Genomic DNA, 20,285 nt, shown 5'->3' with positions numbered 1-20,285 from the left:
AAAGCTTTAGTTTTTAATACAACGAACAGAAAATCCATAAGCACGCCCACCATTAGCTTGAAGAACAGCAGAACCTGAAGCAATATTTAGAAAATATGCCGTAATACCACCACCCGAAGTGCTCGCAGTACTGGTACTAGTCCTATAAATTCCATTAGAACTTGTATTATATAGCGACCCACTAGAACTCATGCGTCCTCCTGGAGCCGGGAGCTTAAAGACAGAACTATAAGCTGTTGTACTATTCGTAATAGCAGTCTCAGCGGTAAACTCTGCGGAAGTAGGAATTCTATACTCTGAAGGACAGGGATTATTAACCCCGCTAATCCCTTGCCATAAATTATTATTTAAAGGAGAAACCCAGTCGTCACTTGAAAGTATAAAAGAGGCATTTCCAGGAGTGTCTGTTGTTGCCACTGTAGTTGTAGTTGCACTAGCAGTTCCTGCGGTACTAGAAGTCCAGGCAATACTGGCATGACCATCATTACCTCTACCCCATTGATACAAACACCCATAAGCGTAATTATCGTTGATAGCAGTTGCAACACGGCTAGCTCCTAAATTCCTGTCCATCCAAATCTTAGCTGTTGTGGGAGAAGTAACAGGTAAAAAAAAAGTTGAAGCTGTTCCATCACAAATTGCATTAGCTTCTAGAGCAATACTAACAGTACTGCTATATACAGGAGTTCCGGATACAACAGCATAAAACCTAAAAAAAACAGTACCACCACCAGAATTAACATAATTATTTACAGCAATATTCAATTTAGGATTAGCCGTAAAGGCATCCGCATTAAGTGCCGCAAAAGAGGTTCCAAAACCAAGCACCACCTTATTTGTTATTGGTGAACTAGTTCCACCGCTATAATAGCCATATTCGGTTATTGAAGATTGAGGTGTACCTGCATTAACAGTAAGTGTACCTGCAAACGTAGGATTTGCAGTCGTTCCTCTAGTAACTACTGGATCTGACATAACAGGATATGCATCACAACTAAAAACTATGGGATTACCATATTCAATGCCTGCGGCAGTCTTGGCATAGGTTCTAAAATAATAAGGACTTTTATTTGATGTTGTAGAGGTTAATGTAGGTATATTTACTGAAAATACAGTAGCAACCGTAGTCACAGTCGAACCCTGAGTTTTGTAAACAGGAACAGTAGCGGCACCCAGAGCATCCAGAAAGGGCAACGAAGCAAAGTCGGTTCCTATAATTTCTTTCCAAACAATTCCTGTTTCTGTTGGTAAATTACTAGACACTTCTTCCAATTTCCCACTGATTGTGGCAGAAGTAGCAGACACCCTTACAGGGGCAGGAGAGTTACTCGCGCTTGATATATTTCCGGTAGTGAGACTACAGGATGGAACAACTAATTTAATAGGAGCCCAGTAGGTACCCATATAAACACATAGCTGCCCCGATGCAGGCACTGTAGTACCATCACAATCCAAACACCATACCTGCAAACCTACAGGCGGAGTAGTAGCAATAGCATCACGTTGTTGTTTAGTCATGCGAGGGAGCAGAAAACCCTTGGTAGTACTCTCTACTTCAAGCGCCGCTTTATCATTGATTGTATAAGGATTTTCCCCAATCTTTAACAAGGTCACAAGCCCCTCCTGCGCAGAACTCGTTACTGCAAAACTTCCTATTATAAGAAGTAATGCTATTTTTTTTAATTGTTTATTATACATGTTCCGTATTAGTTACTGGATTTATTTATTTACGTGTTGGGTCCAATTCATTTTCGATTCGGATTTTTAGCACATTCGATTTTTTTATAAAATTATGTGTGGTTTATTAAAAAAAAAACATAGCAACATTAAAATGCTGATTTAAAAACAAAAATAACCTAAACCAAACCAACTAGAATTGTAAATAAACAACTGGTCTGTTACAACGGATAACTGATACGAAATTATAGATTACAGTGCATCGCCATTCCCCAAAACGGATCTCAACGCAACGACAGTGCAAAAATACTTTGCGTGTCCACAACAAGGAGACATCAAGTAAAAAATATTATTAGCTCATAACGCTCTTCAAGCAACGTCTCTTCGAGTGTTTTGACTTGCAGGATTGTGTTAGAAAGACCAAATTTCTTAAGTCAAAATGTATCGAGAAGCTATTTAGAGCTCAGATTCAGTGATTTTATAGTCCTTACTACTATTTCGAATTCTTGACCAATTATTTAAAAAATGTTAGCCACGACCCGAACGAACAGGCGAAGCAATTACACCAATTTTTACCGATTCTTTTAAAACTTACTCTGACAATCCGTTACTTGTACCAATGTTGAAAATGGTACATGGAGGACATGGATTTAAACGGATTAAAAACGGATTTTTTATATATAAATCAGTGTCATCCGTGTACGAGTATTTAATCGTTAGTCCGCTTAGCTTACGGTCCTAAAACTTAAAATAATCCATGGCCTACAGAACCCTTTTTTTACAAACACAAATCAGCTCCATCTGCGAAATATGCGGGGAAATTTTTAGTCCACTGATTCAGCAATCATCACGCTGCAATAAAAAAAATCCCTTAGCAGTAAATAAATCCTGCTAAGGGAAAATCTAAACTATAATTTGTAGTATAGTAAACAATGACTACACCTTGTACAACTGTATCATAACCCCGTTGGGATAAAGGAAACAGTATCACTGTAAGTAGTAACTCCCCTTGCAACAACATAATACCTAAAATAATTGGTAACATTAGGCGTAACGGTATAACTGCTTACAGGCAGATTTATAACGGGATTAGCCGTAAAGGTTTCTGCCGAAAGTGAACTATTAAGACCAGTAATAGTAGCAGCTGTAGAAAGCAGCACCTTATTTGTTGGCAGATTTGTTGTACTTACACAATAACCATACTCCGTTACTACATTTTGAGCTGTACCCGCATTAACGGTTAGTGTTCCTGCCAATGTAGGTTTTGTAGTTCCTGGGGTAACCGTTGGGATTGTAAATTTAGGAGGTGCAACATTAAAAATTACCGGATCTCCATAACCAACATTACCATTCAAACTAATTACATAGGCTCTATAATAATAAGGATTAGCGTTTAAAACATAAGGAATACCGTTATAAGTAGATGGTGTCGTTACCTCTATTGATCCATTAACCGTACTCACTGTAGACGAAGTAGCACTCTTATAAACCGGGAGAGCAACAAGCCCTCTAGCTGGCAGCACAGGATATGCAGTAAAGTCATTTGTAATCTCTCTCCAGATAATTCCACTTTCTCTTATATTGACATCATAATCGCTACCCGGAAGTGTAAGCAAAGTTCCTTTTATAGTCACCTTGCTTTCAGATACATAAACAGGAGCATTCGTAGAATCTGATCTTTTTCCTGTGTAAACTGTTGGTAAAAAACCCGTATTTTTGATACAGCGCACTGGAATTCCAGAACCGCGCCATTGATTAACACTCCCTTTAGCCCCACTACTTAATTGTATGTTTAGAACATACGATTCTCCCGCCCAATCAAGAGTCGAATACCTCGTAACCTGTCCATAAATATCTTGAATAAGACCATGATTAGGAGCCCCAGCAGCTCCGGCAATAAGCTTAAGCATTGCATAACCGTCGCCGGAATTCACAGAAGCGAAACTTCCAAAATCGTTCAAAACCTCATTAATATTAGGTAATCTAAATCCTGAAGGGCATGGATTGTTAATATAATTCAAAGGAAAATCAGTCTTCGTTGCCATCCAGTCATAAGGAACACTTGAAGAAAGTATAAATTTATTATGCTCCGGAGTAAGTGTAGGGGATAATGTTGTAGTGGTGCCATTAGTAAAAACCCCAGTTCCTCCCCAAGTAACATTGGCATGACCATCATTACCTCGACCCCATTGAAACAAACACCCAAAACCCCTAATATCGCCAAAAGCCTCAGCAGCAGCAGTGGCTCCTAAATTCCTGTCCATCCAAATTCTTCCTGAGGGCCCAGTAACTTCAACAATTGGTGTTGGTGATGTTCCATCACAAACAGCCTTAGCCTCAGGCATTTTGCCTGTATCAAAAATCACTGCTGCTGGTAACCTATCAATACTACCAAAAGTATTCCCTAACAACGAGGTTCCTGGAGTACCGGTCACCTTAAAATTAATAGTTTTATTTCCAAGAGGAGCTTCAAAAGTACCACTAGAACCATTGCTAGTACTCAAACCTGTTGTAGCACCACTTTTTGTGGCATTATAAAACTGAAAACCTAAATAACTCCCTGTCTTTTTAACATTAAAAACAACCGGAAAACTACAATCAGCAGACGCAGGCACACCTAAGTTAAGCGCTGGCGTCAAAGCCCCTACAGAAACATAGGTTGCTACTGCACTACCGCCCGTAACAGGATCTGCAGCAGCGTACCAGGAATATGGGGTAGCACTATACACAACTCGATCTACGTTTGCTACTGTAACAATTATATAATATTTAAAATAGTAAGTACCCACAGCAGGAACAAAAAATTTAGTTGTAGGAAGTGTTATCTTATAGTTTGCTGTAAAAGTATCACTTGAAAGATAGGTTTCCAAATTAGTAAGAGAAGTAGGTGTAGAAAGCACCCCTTTTGTATCTGCCGTTGCTGTTGTTGGTGATGCACCAGAATTTGTACTGCATATATAACCATACTCTTTTACTTTACCTAAAGGCGTTCCTGCATTTATAGTAAGTATTCCATCAAATACAGGCATCAAAGAGCTGCCGTTCTCAAACGTAACTGTTGGATTAGGAGGTGCAGTTGGCCAATTGCTCAAAACTATTGGATTCCCATAGTCAATACCTAAAGGTGTCTTTGCATAGGTATTAAAATAAAAGGGGCTCATCCAGGATGATAGAGTTGTTAAAGTAATGTTTCCTGATGTAAATGCACTACCTGCCGTAGTCACTGGCGTTGTAGTAGAGGTTTTTTTATAAACAGGGACAGAAGCGGTACCAGTAGCATCTAGATAAGGTAAGCTAGTAAAGTCATCATTTACAATCTCTTTCCAGACAAAACCAGTTTCAGTGGGCAAAGCCTGAGAAGGTTGAACCAAAACACCATTAATTGTAACAACATTCCAATCAGAAATTGTAGGAAAATTCGAGTCTGATTTTTTTCCGGTAGTCAGCGTACTCGTCGCGACACTTGAAGCAATAGTAGCCCAAGCAGTCCCCGTATAGATATAGGGTAATCCTGATGCACCATTACAATCGGTACACCAAATCTGTAAGCCCGCAACTGGGGATACAATATTATTACGTTGTAACCGAGTCATACGCGGTGGCAAAAACCCCTTGGTAGTACTCTCTACATCAAGCGCTGCATAGTCATTAATTGTATAGGGATTATCTCCCAGCTTTAGCAAAGTCTGAACATCAGTTGGTGCCTGCGCAACGGCGGTGCCTGCAAAACTTACTATTATAAGAAGCAATGCAATTTTTTTAAATTGTTTATTATACATAATCCGTATCAGTTACTCTATTGATTAATTTATATAACCCGTTGGTTGTACTTTAATTTGTTTCCTTTTTTAACCACATAGAGCCATCGATTTCATTTATTTCGAAAGACATTTGACGCTACTTCAAGAAAACAACAGCGCTGTGAAACCAAAAATTGGGATATCCCTCCAACACTTTTTTCTATGTTTCTATGTGGTTTCATTTTTTATTTACGCGATGAATCGAAATTTTTATTCCTTGTATCCAACGGATTATTTATACCAAAATTAGGTATGCAAGCTATAACATCTTAGCATCACCATACCCAATACCATCAGCAGTCCTTACAAAAGTTCTCCAATAATAAATCGTTGAGGCATTTAAGCCATTTACTATTACTGATATATCTGGTAACACTCCTGGATAAATAATTTTTATATTAGGTGCAGTAGCTGCTCCTGTAGCCGCTACAAGAGTTGGCAAATCAGTATCTGAAGTGTACACTCTATATACAACCCCAGATTCAAGCGAACTATTACCAAATGTGTCTACTAATTTACCAGTAATGGTAGCAGTAGTATTTCCATTAGATTTAACAACACCTATTGTAGTCACAATAGGAATTGTTATCGTGGGTAGCGCAATCCAACTTGTACCTGTATAAACACAAAGCTGACCTACTACAGGACGTGCAGCATCTTTACAATTCGTACACCACAATTGTAATCCGGCAGGTGGAGCGGTAATCGCATCGCGTTTTTCCTTAGTCATGCGCGGTGGCAAAAAACCCTTGGTAATACTCTCTACCTCAAGTGCTGCTTTGGCATTGATCAGATAGGGATTCTTTCCCAGCTTTAACGCAGTCTGAGCAGAGACCGTTCCAGCGAAACTTCCTATCAAAAGAAGCAACACAATTTTTTTTAATTGTTTGTTATACATAATCAATATCAGTTACTCTATTTATACACTACTTTTTTTATTCATTCTGTATGTAATCGCTATCCGGTGGTATCAGTATCCAGTTTCCTTCTTTACAATTACAATGCTGTTTTATTTTAAACAGCATCTCTCTCGGTTGATGGCCACCACCAACAGGAAAATAAAGCGAATAAATTCTTACAAGCAATTGCCCCTCAAAAACCGTAAGACTCCTCTAGTCGATACACTTTGTGTACCGGAACCTAGAGACTTTATATTTTTCCTGCTGTAGTAACCCAAAGAGTAAACTTATTTTTTGTACTCGAAGGCCTTCCCTGCCCACTTAAGTTTTGCTTCTATATATCTAAAAATTAATCAATGATTATCCAATTAGTACCATCACATTGCACTTTGATAGTTTTGGCATAATTTAAAACAACAGTTGTTGTAACTCCCGATAATTTTAATACTGGTGAAATAGTCAACGTATTTGTTGAATTATCATTTTTACGTATAAAAAATATCTTTCCGGTTAATGCAGTAGTAACAGTTGGCAAAGTTGCAGTCAAGCTAGCACTTGTAGTATCAAACAAAACAGTCGAATCTGCTGATGTAAGTTGAGGAGTACTAAGCGTTTGAATTCTTATAGACGGATTACTAGTAGCTGATTTCCATACCGGAACAGCAGGAGTTCCTATATTTACCTCTAATGCAGAATTGTCTGTATTATAAATAGTCAATCCTGAAGCTGGTAATGTACTATTAAGTGTTGTTAGCTGTAAAGCAGTCAATCGTGGTGGCAAGAAACCTTTTGTAGTCGAATTTATATCTAAGGCCGCTGTAGTACTTGATGAAATTCCACCTATACTAACTTGTGAAGTAGTGCTCCCTAAAGTAACTAAGTTTGCACCCGTACCTCCTGTACCAACATTAACCGTAGATACACCCGTTCCAGTTCCTATATTAGTAGTTTGAGCTGCAGTAGACGATCCTAAAGTGATAGGTCCCAGTCCTGCTGCATTCCCTATAACTATTGTTCCTGCTAGGTCTGCGGCTGGTGTTAACGTTAATGCTGCTGAACCGGACTTGATCGTTGTGGCACTCGTACTGGCATCACTCCCTAAAGAAACTGTTTTTGTCCCTGTTCCAGTACCAATATTTATAATTTGTGTTCCTGTACCTCCAAGGGTTATAGCACCTGAGGTACTACCCCCTCCTATGGTAGTGGCGTTTGTAGAAGCATTATTATTTAAATTCAATGCTGTCCCACTGATACCAAGTGTACCCGTCATCGTTCCTCCTGCCAAAGGCAAGTACGAATTAGATAAACCTGTCCATGCCGGAGCACCTGGAGTTCCTGTATTTACCTCTAATGCATTATTAGTTGTATTAAAAATAACCATTCCTTTATCTACTAATTTAGTAAGAGTCCCTCCAAGAATATCTCGCTCTCCAGAATTCATTCGGGGTGGCAAAAATCCTTTGGTCGTTGAAGTCACTGCCAAAGCTGCATAAGTTACTGGCGCTCCGCCTACACCAACTTGTGACAGACCGCCTCCTATAGTAACTAAATTTGCATTAGTATCTGAACCTGTAGCAATTTTTACCGTAGATATACCCGTTCCAGTTCCTATATTAGTAGTTTGAGCAGCAGTAGATGATCCCAAAGTGATTGTTCCTAATCCTGTTCCTGCTGGATTACCTATCAAAATAGGCCCTGTTTCTGCTGGTGTTAAACTTAAAGTTCCTGTACCTGACTGAATCGTCGTAGTACTTGATTCACTAACCCCCCCTAGAAGAACCGTATTTATACCTGCTCCTGATGCAATTCTTACAGTGGAAGGATAAGTAGAAACATTGGTAGCAATATTTCCTATGTTAACATCACTACCGCCAGTACCACCTCCACGACTTGATCCAATGAATACTTTAGCGATTCCAGTAGCAGTTCCTACACCTATATGAGTCTCTTGAGTATTACTAGAGGATCCCAAAGTAATATCTCCTGTTCCTGCTGCATTACCTATTACTATAGATCCTGTACCTGTTGGCTTTAAACCTAACGTTCCTGTACCGGACTGAATTGTTGTAGCACTTGCACCAACTGTACTACCTATAGTAACTGTTTTTACATTTGTACCAGTGGCTCCAGTACCAATGTTTATAGCTTGAGTTGCTGTACCTCCAAGGGTGATAGTTCCTGTGGTACCTCCAATTCCTATGTCTGTTGTATTAACAAGATTACCAGTGGTTCCATCATTTAATTTCAATGCTGATCCCTGGATTACTGCCGTACTTGTCATCGTTCCTCCTGCCAAAGGCAAGTACGAATTAGATAAACCTGTCCATGCCGGAGCACCTGGAGTTCCTGTATTTACCTCTAATGCATTATTAGTTGTATTAAAAATAACCATTCCTTTATCTACTAATTTAGTAAGAGTCCCTCCAAGAATATCTCGCTCTCCAGAATTCATTCGGGGTGGCAAAAATCCTTTGGTCGTTGAAGTCACTGCCAAAGCTGCATAAGTTACTGGCGTTCCGCCTACACCAACTTGTGATGCACTACTACCAATAGTAACTAAATTTTCAGCTGAACTTGTTGCAATGTTAACTTTATTATTACCTGTACCACCTGTTGCAATGTTAACAGTAGATACACCTGCTGATGTTGCTGCACCTACACTAGTAACATGAGTGTTACTAGAGGATCCTAAAGAGACTTCTCCATATCCTGCTGCATTACCTATAACTATAGATCCTGTTGCGGCTGGTGTTAAATTTAAAGCTCCTGTACCGGACTGAATTGTTGTATCACTAGAATTGACTGTACTCCCTACAGTAACTGTTTTTACACTTGTACCAGTTGCTCCAGTACCAATATTTATCGCTTGAGTTGCTGTACCTCCAAGGGTGATAGTTCCTGTGCCAAGCCCACCTCCTATGGTAGTGGTATTTGTATTGGCAACAGCAGTATCCGTATTTAAAGTCAATGTTGCCCCATTAACACCTACAGCTCCCGTCATCGTTCCTCCTGCCAAAGGCAAATAGCCTTTCACTGAACTCCATACCGGTTGTAGTGTCGTTCCTGTATTTATCTCTAATGCAATAGTATCAATATTAAAAATAGTCAATCCTACAGCTGGAGTTATAATACCATTACGCTGAAGGGTCGTCATTCGGGGTGGTAAAAATCCTTTGGTTGTACTTTCTAGTTCGAAGACGGCACTTTTGGTTACGTTAAAAGGAGTACCTCCAATTTTCTGAACCGTTTGCGCCGATGCGTTGTTTATGCAGCAACAAATGAAAAGAAAAAATAAACCTATTTTTGTTATTTTTGAATACATAATAATATAGAGATTAAAAATTAAAATTAAGCAACCGAGAATGTTATTCAACAATTACTTAATTACCAATTTATTACATTGAGGGCTGGGGTAAAATTTTAATGATCTATTAATTTTTAAAATTAATATAGCATTGTACAATTGGAGAAATCACATTAATTGCTCCTTTTGTTGTTATTGTTGTTGTTGTTGTTTGCATTCTATACCGTAATGGCAAATAAATTATTGTATGCTGCATTAAGAGACTATAAACCCATTCTAAGCATAATACATAAAGGCTATTAAAATAAATAACCCACTAGCATTAATGCCCTAAAAAGTAATCATCAACATTCCTGTTTGTTCTGTCACTTTGAACCCTAATAGACAAATAATCATTCAAAATTCTTACTGTAACTTTTGGGTGAAAATTAATGTTAAAAAAAATGGTGTACTCCATTGATTTGATTAATTAGTAGCTGATTTTAAGTGTTTTATAGTCAGAATGGTATTCTTTATTAATGTTTATAGAGGGTTAAAATAAAATACCGCTATTCTTGAGGAATAGACCCCACCCGCTTTAAAAACGGATGAGGACCGTGACTTACCCCCAAAAAAAGTATAAACGCAACCCTTGATTCAAATTGTTAGTTAGTTTTTGGGATAAACCCAGTTAACCTTAATTTCATAAATGAAAAATATTAATTAATAACATTCCATTTTGAACCGTCACTTTGAATTCTAACCGCCTTAGCATAGTTCAATTCACTAACCGCAGGATATTCTATATTAAAAACTAATGCTGGGACAAATTTTAATTTATTTTCTGATGCATCTATTTTAATGATGGTGAAAATTTTACCTTTGTTAGCAAGAACATCCGGTAATGTTACGGTTAGCCCTGCTGATGCAGCAGAAACATCAAACAAAACGGTAGCATCAGTACCAAGTACGGTATAATCAAGAACTTTTGCCAGAAGTGTAGTTGCAGTAACTGTAGCGGCACTCCACACTGGTAACGCTGTTGTTCCTGTATTCACTTGCAATAAATTATCAGTGATATTATAAATCGTTAATCCCGTTGCCGGGGTAGCAATAAGATCACGTTGTGCTGGTGTCATACGAGGAGGCAAAAAACCTTTTGTAGTACTCTCGATCTCCAGAGCGGCACTTTTTGTAAGAGCAAAAGGGTTTGCTCCTATCTTTTGAGAAACTTGTGCTGATGCCGTTGTAATTCCTGCAGCTGCGAATAATAAAATCGCTAATGCTTTTGTGTACTTGTTGTTCATAATGTGTTATTTATTAATTGTTATTTAAGAATATTCCATTTATTTTACGAATTGTTACTTAATTGACAACAACCCAACTAGTGCCATCGCTTTGCACTTTTAGTGTTTTTGTATAATTTAAAACACTGACTAGAACTCCCTCGGCAAATTTTAGGGAGGGAGAGAACGTTAGTGCATTATCACTGGTATCTGTTTTACTAATTATAAAGGTTTTCCCGGAATTAATGGCAGCATCAGGTAATGACACCGTAAACCCACCCCCAGTAGCATTACACAATACCGTAGAGTCGCTATCGACAATTACATAAGAGGCCGTTTTAGTTACCACACTTGTAGCCACAACAGCGTCCTTAGACACAACTGCAAGCCAGGTCCCCCCGTTTAGAGTAACTGATTTATTGCTGTAATAATAAAACCCGGGTTTTACCGCAACTAATCCAATACCTGATGTTCCTGTGGCGGTATTATACACTAACATCCCATCAAAACGATTTGGATTATTAGTAGGCCCCGTAGTTCCCGCCTGAGCCATATTCGCCATAGTTGTCAAATCGACTCTTGGAAAAACTAACCCCTTAGCTAAATTAGTATTAGTAATATTATTCCAACTAGGTGAACTAGAAGCATCCAAAAAAGCAGAGTTCGTATTCATAGTTGTAGTACCAATATTAGTATTTATCTTTATTTGACTAAAACCAATTTGAACCAACAACAAACAACACATAACTATAAAAATTTTCTGTATCATCCTTTAGGTAATTTAATTATTATAATGAACTTTGATATAATAACCATGAAGTACCATCACAAAAAGCATGACAAACTGTACCTCCTTGAATATTAAGAACAAAAGCAGCACTAATAGATCCAGTACAATTAATTGCGGAAGCAGAGGCATTAATGATTTTAATTTCCATACCCGTATTTGCAGCAGAAGGTGTCGGCAAAGTTAAAATAGAGGCCCCTACACCATTATATAAAACCGTATTTGCATTATCAGGAATAGTATATGCATTAGCTGTAGTCGTTACAAAATTATGTATAACAGCCGCATTCAATTTCAAAGCACCATCAATAACTAGTTGTGCAGTCCCTGTAGTAAAGGTTAAGTTATTATTATTCTGCGTTACTGTTCTTGCTCCAGTTAAAGTACCATCAGCATTATAAAAAGAAGGAACAGCATTAACATACGTTTTTACAGCTAATGCACTAGGATATTTTGTATCATTAGCAGTAGCGTCAATAACAATAGTCTTGTTAATTTTATCTTCTTTTGATAATTCTGCTGCTCTAGCTGTAGCTGCTTCAGTAGTTATTGCTGTAGAATTTAATAATTCTGCTGCTCTAGCTGTAATAATTCTGCTGCTCTAGCTGTAGCTGCTTCAGTAGTTATTGCTGTAGAATTTAATAATTCTGCTGCTCTAGCTGTAGCTGCTTCAGTAGTTATTGCTGTAGAATTTAATAATTCTGCTGCTCTAGCTGTAGCTGCTTCATTAGTTATTGCTGTAGAATTTAATAATTCTGCTGCTCTAGCTGTAGCAGCTTCCGTAGTTATTGCTGTAGAATTTAATAATTCTGCTGCTCTAGATGTGGTTGCTTCCGTAGTTATTGCTGTAGAATTTGATAATTCTGCTGCTCTAGCTGTGGTTGCTTCATTAGTTATTGCTGTAGAATTTGATAATTCTGCTGCTCTAGCTGTAGCTGCTTCAGTAGTTATTGCTGTAGAATTTGATAATTCTGCTGCTCTAGCTGTGGTTGCTTCATTAGTTATTGCTGTAGAATTTAATAATTCTGCTGCTCTAGCCGTTGTTGCTTCAGTATCTATGTTCGCTTGCAATGCAACTTCGGCAGCAGTGGCTCTTGTAGTTTCAGTAGCTACCGCAGCAGTTACATTAGCCGTTGATGCTTTTAAACCAACTGCAGTTTGCAATCCCGATTCGGCAGTAGTAGCTCTACTTACTTCGGAAAAAATCTGATTTTGCAATCCCGACTCAACAGTAGCAGCTCTAGTGGCTTCGGTATCGACGTACGTTGTCACCGCACTTTCTGAAGGATAATGATCCAAGGTAGTTCCTAATACTGTAGTAATATTAGCGATTGACTGCGCTCCTAAGCTAGCCAAAGCAGCCGGAGCAGTAGTCGCCCCTGTTCCTCCACTACTTATTGCAACATTCCCTGAAAGACCTCCTGCTAAAGTAACCCACTTAAGCGAATTCCAGTAATAAAATCCTGGAACAACATCTCCAGCAGTTGCCGTGTTATAAATTAACAAACTTTCTTTTGGGTTGGCTATAGTACTAACATCCGAGGTTCCCGTTAATTTCATTCGAGGAATCAAAATTCCTTTATTTGTCGAAACCACATCGAGTTGAGCTGATGTATCCGGATTAGAAGTTCCAACCCCTACTTGCGCATAGCTCGACAATCCCATGAACAACACAATGATAAATAAAAATTTTTTCATACGTTTTTAAGTTTTACAGTAATAATGACCTCAAATAAAATCATTTTCTTGTGAAAATACCATCCTAAATAAACAAGTGCACTTTTCAGGGAATAACCGTATCAATATCGGCATTATTCAATCTCAAAAAAACATAACACGTTTTTTATAAAAAGCGAACTGAAATCATGTGCCGCATGCTAATCAAAATTAAAACAGGATTTTGAATCTAAAAACGCTGAGCAGACTGTATGCATCTTCAAGCAACGTCACTTCGTCCCGAGACTTCGGGATTTTGACTTGTAGGATTGTGGTAGAAAACAGCAACGTAATAAGTCAAAATGTATCGAGAAGCTATTTAGTAAACAACGGTTCTCGATACAATTTTATAAACTGCTATCGATAATTTATAAAATCACTCGAACTGACATTTAAATGAAAACTCCTAACTAGAGCAACAGATGTAATTACTTCTTTCCTCACAATGACAAAATAAACCTTACCTTACTAACATTGCGCTTGAACTCCCAATTGGACTAATTAACGAACAACATTGGTAGTCCAACAAATTAAAATAAGAATTGTACATAAAAAAACTCTTTACAACTCAATAAATAGAGGGATTACAATGTGTTTTTATCTTGTTGTTTAACCTACCTTAGAAGCCCCGGAAAGCCTCAAATTAAACTTTATATAATCTATCATTTCCTGACGACTTAGTTGTAAATCAAGAAAAATAGTATCCTCTAACTCTTCTAAAGCATTACTGATTTGCATTATCCGAGTCCTTAAAAAAATCAGCACTCCTATTTATAAATCCGCATCATATCCAAAAGTTCTACAGTCTATAGTTGACAATAAAAATCACTGCAACAAAATCATTATAATCAATAACTTCCTCCCTTATGTATTCAAAAAAGCTCTTGAAATCAAATTCATTTTTTTTAATAATGAATTTACAACCGTTTGAAAAGTCATAAATCAGGAGTTTATTTTTCACACATACTTATTTTTTTTGCTTCTTAGCAAACCATTATTTCCTGGCCTATCGTAAACAATTATTAATTTTAGAACGTGATCCGAAAACCTAAAAAAATGCTGATTACTTAATGCCCTCTTCTATTCATTTCCTTAAACCATCTGAGCTAGTTACCCCTAAATTCCATCAATTACTGCTGCATTAAATGCGCTAAATATCCCAATAATCTAAATACGTTTTTTTCTAATCCTAAACTAAAAATTAAAAAAATCTTCGATTATTTTTTCATCAACTTCAAGTTTTGATTTCACTTTTAAAGAGCTACTTTCTCCAAAACATTTTACTAAAAAAGCAGCCTTTGCAACATCATACCTCAGAATCAAAAAACCTGCGGATATAGAACTGCTTTGCAACACATCAGCATGTAATATATCACAACTAAACAAAATCGGAATTCCATCCGCACTAATAACATATTTAATTATCTTCTTCATTGCTAAAATATTTAAAATACTTAAATTGAAATACTACTTAATCCAAGCTTGTTTATCAAAAAAATAACATCGTACAGGATAGAAAAAAATGTTGCATTTTTTCAAGTAAACAAACCAAAAAAATTGAAGTACCTACTACCCCTGTAACTTGATAAAAAAAAACTTTAACGAAAAGTACTCTCAGACATTTTTCAAAAAACAAAAAACTTTTGTACACACGTTCCAAACTCAAATGGATAAAAAGGTGGCATGACAACTATTTTTTTCAAATATTACTATTTTCAATAATAACTCCTATCTAAAAGTAACAAGTGTAAATAAAAGGAGTATAATTGCCCAAATATGAAAGTAAAGAACTCTCCCGCAACTACATCCACAATCTTTTATTAAATAGGCTATTCATATGATCGCTCTATATTTATATTGAAAATTTAAAGTTAACCCCTCCAGAAATCACATGGCTAAAATATACTACTATTGAGGTCGGCATTTAAATTCACACCTTTAAAGTCTAGTAAAACATATAAAAAATGGAAATTTTTAAAGGACAAAATCTCATAGAGTTTGCTGAACGATTCAAAACAGACCAAGATTGTAGAGAATATCTTTCAGAAATAAAATGGTCAGAGCACTGTGTTTGTAGTAAGTGTGGTTATACAAAAAGTCAAGTCCGCAAAGATTTTGCGAGAACTTGTAATATTTGTAGCGATACTGAATCGGCAATGGCTAACGCTTTATTCCACAAAGTAAAATTTGGTTTGAAAAAAGCATTTTTTATTTGTTTTGAAATGTCAACTAGTACAAAAAGTCTTTCCGCTTCTCAAACTGCAGTTCGTTTTGGCGTTCACCAAAGAACCGCTAGGTTATTTATGCATAAAGTGCGTGAGGCTATGAAATCAAGTGGAAATTTCCCTATGACTGGCGTAATTAATGTTGATGAATATGTCGTAGGTGGCTATGAAGAAGGTAAACACGGACGAAGTTATGACAGTACAAAGAAAAAAGCCATATGTGCTTTGGAACTTACAGATAACGGAAAAGCAAAACGTTTTTATACCTTTCAAATCCTCGATTACTCCGCTAAATCTTTAAGAAAAATGTTCGAAAAACATATAGATTTACACGCAAGAATAACGACCGACAAATGGAAAGGATACAATCCTATTGCTAAGGATTATGACCTAACACAAATATTAAGTGATAAAGGGTCTAATTTTAAAGCATTACATATTATGATTCATCCAGTGAAATCTTGGATAAGAACAACTTATTCTTGGGTAAGTGAGAATAATATTAACAGATATTTTGCTGAATTTTGTTACCTAATTAATCGTTCTCAAAACAAAGACACAATCTTTAACAATTTAATCAAAAGAATGGTGAAATCAGAGAATATTACTCATCAAGAAATGATATGTGCTTAAATACCGACCTCAATACTACTATATTCATTTAGTTTTTAAGCTTAATGAATTTGTTAAAGCTTTCCTGTCTCCTTTTGGAAACTGGTATGGTAATTTTATTCGCTAGTTCACAATAAACACCGTCTTTTTTGATAATACTTATTAAAAATCTGATATTTATAATATATCCGTGATGAATCCTATAGAAATAGGAACTATCCAAGACTTTCTCATACTCTCCTAAATTTTTACTTGATACAATTTTTTTACCCCCTAATAAGAAAAAAGTAGTGTACTTACCATCAGCCATACAAAACATAACATCCTCTTTTTTTATAAAATCAATTTTATTTAAAGATGAAATAGCTAAATAATCATTATGAGTATTTCTATTTTCTACAGAAAAATCAGCTTGCAAATACAAGTTATTCATCTTGATTCTCTTTACTGCTTTATTGATTGCCAAAATTACATTCTCTACTTTAAATGGTTTTAGAATAAAATCAACAGCATTATTTTCGAAAGCATTTACCGCATACGCTTTTTCTGAAGAAATAAACACTACCGGAACATCCTCTAAACTAAACTCATCTAAAAAATCAAAAATAATTGAATCTTTAAATATAACATCCATAAAAACGATATCAGGCTTATTCTCGTTAAGTTCAATAATTGCCTCCTGGATAGTGGCTATATGAATGACTGAATTAATATTGATACAATACGCTGAAATTATTTTTTTTAAAGCTAAAACATCAATAAAGTCGTCGTCAATTATCGTGATATTGTAATGTGCATTCATAGTAATTATTTTTAATTAGTTTTATTTTAAAAAAAATATCCTCAAATTTCGAGTCTAAAGTATAAGAATTAAGTCTAGTCTTTTAAAAACCCCAAACAGGCATTTTTAAACCAAATCTCAAAAGCAACAATTGTAACTGACAGATTATAATTGTTACTTTTTAAAGTATAAATGACAAACACAACACATTTGCGAGTGCCATAAATATGATCCAAAAGTAAAACGTAAATAATATTCCCCAATACTACATTGCTGCATTTGTTGCCTCATTTCGTCAAACGATGCGAATTTGCTGCCTTGTTTGGCGAAACGAAGCAATTATGAGTGGTTATTTAGTCCGTTTTACAAATTTTTTAAAATTAATCGCTTGCATGAAGGACACCTGTCACAAGCACTGAAACAAAATCCATTATAATTTAGGCTACTGTGGTACTTAATTCTACAACAAACAGCTCAGAATCTAATGTAAAAAAATGGTCCATTCTAGTTACCATTTCATATGCCAAAATTTTCCCTAATGCCAATTCAGTAATGGCTAAAATTTAATATCTTAGTGTAATGGAGCCCTAAATATATTCTTTGCCGCAGATTAATTTGCCAGCTAGCCCAAAAATCTCTTTAATTCTTAAAATTATTGGCAAAAACTCTTTTTACTAATTGGTCTCGTATTTTATATTACGACACTGTATCTTTCTAATTACTTATACCTCTCTTGAGAGAAGTCCAAAAATTATACTAGTTAAAAAAGATTGTGCTTATATACAATAACGACAACTTCGAATGTCCCACTAATTGCGGACGGTATTTATACTCTTGACCAAACTGAGAAACAATAAAAAATGCTTCCCCATTGTGATCCGGGAATTTGGAGTCTGATCTTTTATGACTATCCGTTACTAATACCAGTTGCTTATTTCCGTCCAGGATTATACGGATTTTACCGGAATACAGCAAAAAGAACCGTTTATTAGAAAACAAACAGTGAAAATATTTTAAATCTGAGGCTAAAAGGAAATTTACTCAGTCTGCTTTACGAGTCAAAATAATTTAAACGATTACAGCACTAGTCATTATGCAAATATTCAATACAAAGGAAGATACTAAACTTAAAAATTGCTTTTATGAGGAAAAAATAAAGTATTAGAAATTTCAAATTCAAGAAGTTATACCAAAGACATAAATAAGATAGCCTTATTACACCCCCTTCTCCTTTAGCTACCGTCTGGACACCAATATTAAAAAAAAATCAGACTCAACTTTCATAAATTATCACAAATTAATTCACGTAAAGTCGAATCCAGATAGGTTTTATTTTTACGAAAAAAAGAAAAAACTACGTTAATCTGTGTTATCTGTGTTCTATTTTAAACTTGTGTCTACAGCGTAGCTAAAGGAGATGTATCGATGATCCGTTTTTACAGAAAAGAAATCGGTTTAATACTTTTTATACTATTATGCTTTTTTTGCGCAAAATAATCCGAAGGTGTTTGACCGGTTACTTTCTTAAATGCATTAAGAAAAGAGCTCCGTGAATTAAAACCAGCCTCAGAAGATAGCCCTTCGAATGAAAAGGAACTCCAGTTTTCATCATACCGATGAACAATAATATAATTGATACGGTAACTATTAATAAAATCAGTGTAGTTACAACCATACTCCCCATTAATAACAATAGACAAATGATGAACAGGGATATTACAATCAATCGCAAATTCTCGTATCGAATAATTTTTTTTTAAATACGGTTTTTGACTCTCAATAAAAGACTCCAATGCTACCTTATACAGCTTCTTTTTATCGGAAGAAAGAATAAATTTTTTTGAACTTGATTCTGTTTGATCGTCCGCATCTATAGCTGTATTCATATTCAAAGTTTCTTTCATACCATACAACACTCTTGGATTAAACACTAAAGTAATTACACAAAAAAACTGAACCACACTTAGTGTTAAAATCGCATATATTCTTATATCGCTTCCAATATGAAAAATAGACAAAACAAAAACAAAAAGATAGGTTAAGCTATGGAAAAAAGTGAGACAAATTAGCCAATTCCAAACTCTTTTATTTTTTTTCGACCATTTATAGTCATTTTTGTAGAAAAAAAACAATAAACGTACCTGAAAAAACTCATACACAATACCGGTTCCTGTTTTAAGAAGGGGATGAAGGTTCGCTGGCAATAAACCTTCTTTTTGCTCAGAAAGTATTTCGACATGAGAAAAAGCAATTTTTAAATACGCTATTTTTTCATCTGTTGGCATAAAATAAAAAGGAATAAACTCAATAAAATGCAACAGGGCCGGCATAAAATGAAGCCAGTCCCATTTGCGAAAGCGAACTTCTCTATTAATAGTCGCTCGCACATATAAATAAAAAAAAGGCGCCAGCAAATATTGTGAAAAAACACCTAATCGATACAAATGTGGGTAAGAAAGATAAAAACCATCAACATACGTTAAACCGTTCAAAACAATAACAACAGAAATATTAAACAAACCCATCGCTAATAACCGATTTGCAAATACATCAACCCTATTTAAAATTAAAAGAATAAAAGCACATAATATTCCCGAAAAAGAAAAAGCTAAAAAGAAAAATAACAACATACTATTAGAATCAGGTAAAAGGGACATTAAAAAAAGCGAAACTACAACATATTAAAACTAATAGTTAGATTCTCTTCTATTATATTATGCGAATCAAGGGTTAAAATGTTAAGTTTATAAAAGCGGAAGCGATTTTGCCGAAGATATGAATCAACAGTCCTTTGGCAGACCTCACTTTACTAGCTCTTTGAATATCTGTTCTTTGAATTAGCCAACTAAAAAATGCTTCTATAGGTTGTCTAACTCTTGATACTGCTGTCGAAAACAAATCATTTGCAGCTTTATCTCTATTTTTGATTTCTTGACATTGCCCTTTAATTCCTTTGATTGGAGTCATCATAATCGAATTTTTCTTTTGCTCTAATTCAGTAAAAAAATCTAGATTATTGTATATTTTATCTCCAAAAAAATTCCTGTTAGTTTTCTCAGACCAAGCTTCTTTGAATACAGTTAAATCATTTACTGAGGCAGGAGTTATTTGAATTTCCTCAGGAAAAGGGATTTTATCTAAGCGTCTAAAAGCCAATGCGTGTAATTTCACACCATAATAATACAAGCTTTTAGTAGAGCAATATCCTTTGTCGGTCAG

The 20,285-nt window shown here is 35.8% G+C and carries 13 protein-coding genes; 1 reads left to right on the top strand and 12 read right to left on the bottom strand.

The annotated features are described in order from the left end of the window. Positions 1-6 precede the first annotated feature (6 nt). The 9 genes from EKM05_RS02095 to EKM05_RS02055 form a co-directional block, all read right to left on the bottom strand. Positions 7-1,698, bottom strand: coding sequence for an FISUMP domain-containing protein (locus EKM05_RS02095; RefSeq protein WP_126553199.1), 1,692 nt, complete (start codon positions 1,696-1,698; stop codon positions 7-9). 935 nt (positions 1,699-2,633) lie between these two features. Continuing rightward, positions 2,634-5,426 carry a hypothetical protein gene (locus EKM05_RS02090; RefSeq protein WP_126553197.1) on the bottom strand — a complete coding sequence of 931 codons (2,793 nt, stop codon included), beginning with the start codon at positions 5,424-5,426 and terminating at the stop codon, positions 2,634-2,636. Positions 5,427-5,736: 310 nt separating this feature from the next. Continuing rightward, entirely contained in the window at positions 5,737-6,375 is a 639-nt protein-coding gene (locus EKM05_RS02085) for a hypothetical protein (RefSeq protein WP_126553195.1), read from the bottom strand. Between the two features lie 350 nt (positions 6,376-6,725). Continuing rightward, the gene (locus EKM05_RS02080; RefSeq protein ID WP_126553193.1) at positions 6,726-9,698 is read right to left on the bottom strand and encodes a hypothetical protein; all 2,973 of its coding nucleotides are present in this window, start codon (positions 9,696-9,698) and stop codon (positions 6,726-6,728) included. Between the two features lie 680 nt (positions 9,699-10,378). Beyond that, complete coding sequence (locus tag EKM05_RS02075; RefSeq protein ID WP_126553191.1) at positions 10,379-10,966, bottom strand: hypothetical protein; 588 nt, start codon at positions 10,964-10,966, stop codon at positions 10,379-10,381. Positions 10,967-11,024: 58 nt separating this feature from the next. Beyond that, complete coding sequence (locus EKM05_RS02070) at positions 11,025-11,714, bottom strand: hypothetical protein (protein ID WP_126553189.1); 690 nt, start codon at positions 11,712-11,714, stop codon at positions 11,025-11,027. A gap of 19 nt (positions 11,715-11,733) precedes the next feature. After that, positions 11,734-12,024: a hypothetical protein gene (locus EKM05_RS02065; protein ID WP_126553187.1), complete on the bottom strand. Its 291-nt coding sequence runs from the start codon at positions 12,022-12,024 to the stop codon at positions 11,734-11,736. 269 nt (positions 12,025-12,293) lie between these two features. Then, the gene (locus EKM05_RS02060; RefSeq protein WP_126553185.1) at positions 12,294-13,430 is read right to left on the bottom strand and encodes a hypothetical protein; all 1,137 of its coding nucleotides are present in this window, start codon (positions 13,428-13,430) and stop codon (positions 12,294-12,296) included. A gap of 1,212 nt (positions 13,431-14,642) precedes the next feature. Beyond that, positions 14,643-14,882 carry a hypothetical protein gene (locus EKM05_RS02055; protein WP_126553183.1) on the bottom strand — a complete coding sequence of 80 codons (240 nt, stop codon included), beginning with the start codon at positions 14,880-14,882 and terminating at the stop codon, positions 14,643-14,645. A 530-nt stretch (positions 14,883-15,412) separates the two neighbouring features. On the opposite strand from EKM05_RS02055, the gene EKM05_RS02050 reads away from it, so the two are divergent. Beyond that, the gene (locus tag EKM05_RS02050) at positions 15,413-16,306 is read left to right on the top strand and encodes an IS1595 family transposase (RefSeq protein WP_126553181.1); all 894 of its coding nucleotides are present in this window, start codon (positions 15,413-15,415) and stop codon (positions 16,304-16,306) included. 28 nt (positions 16,307-16,334) lie between these two features. Here EKM05_RS02050 and EKM05_RS02045 read toward each other — a convergent pair whose 3' ends face one another. The 3 genes from EKM05_RS02045 to EKM05_RS02035 form a co-directional block, all read right to left on the bottom strand. Continuing rightward, a complete protein-coding gene (locus EKM05_RS02045; RefSeq protein WP_126553179.1) occupies positions 16,335-17,087 on the bottom strand; it encodes a LytTR family DNA-binding domain-containing protein in 753 nt (250 codons plus the stop codon). 1,415 nt (positions 17,088-18,502) lie between these two features. After that, entirely contained in the window at positions 18,503-19,696 is a 1,194-nt protein-coding gene (locus tag EKM05_RS02040) for an AraC family transcriptional regulator (protein ID WP_126553177.1), read from the bottom strand. A gap of 100 nt (positions 19,697-19,796) precedes the next feature. Beyond that, on the bottom strand, positions 19,797-20,285 hold a 489-nt coding region (locus EKM05_RS02035; protein ID WP_158615129.1), incomplete at its 5' end, for a transposase.

Source organism: Flavobacterium sp. GSP27 (assembly GCF_003970395.1).
Lineage (GTDB): Bacteria > Bacteroidota > Bacteroidia > Flavobacteriales > Flavobacteriaceae > Flavobacterium.
This window is presented reverse-complemented; position numbering and strand designations above follow the sequence as displayed.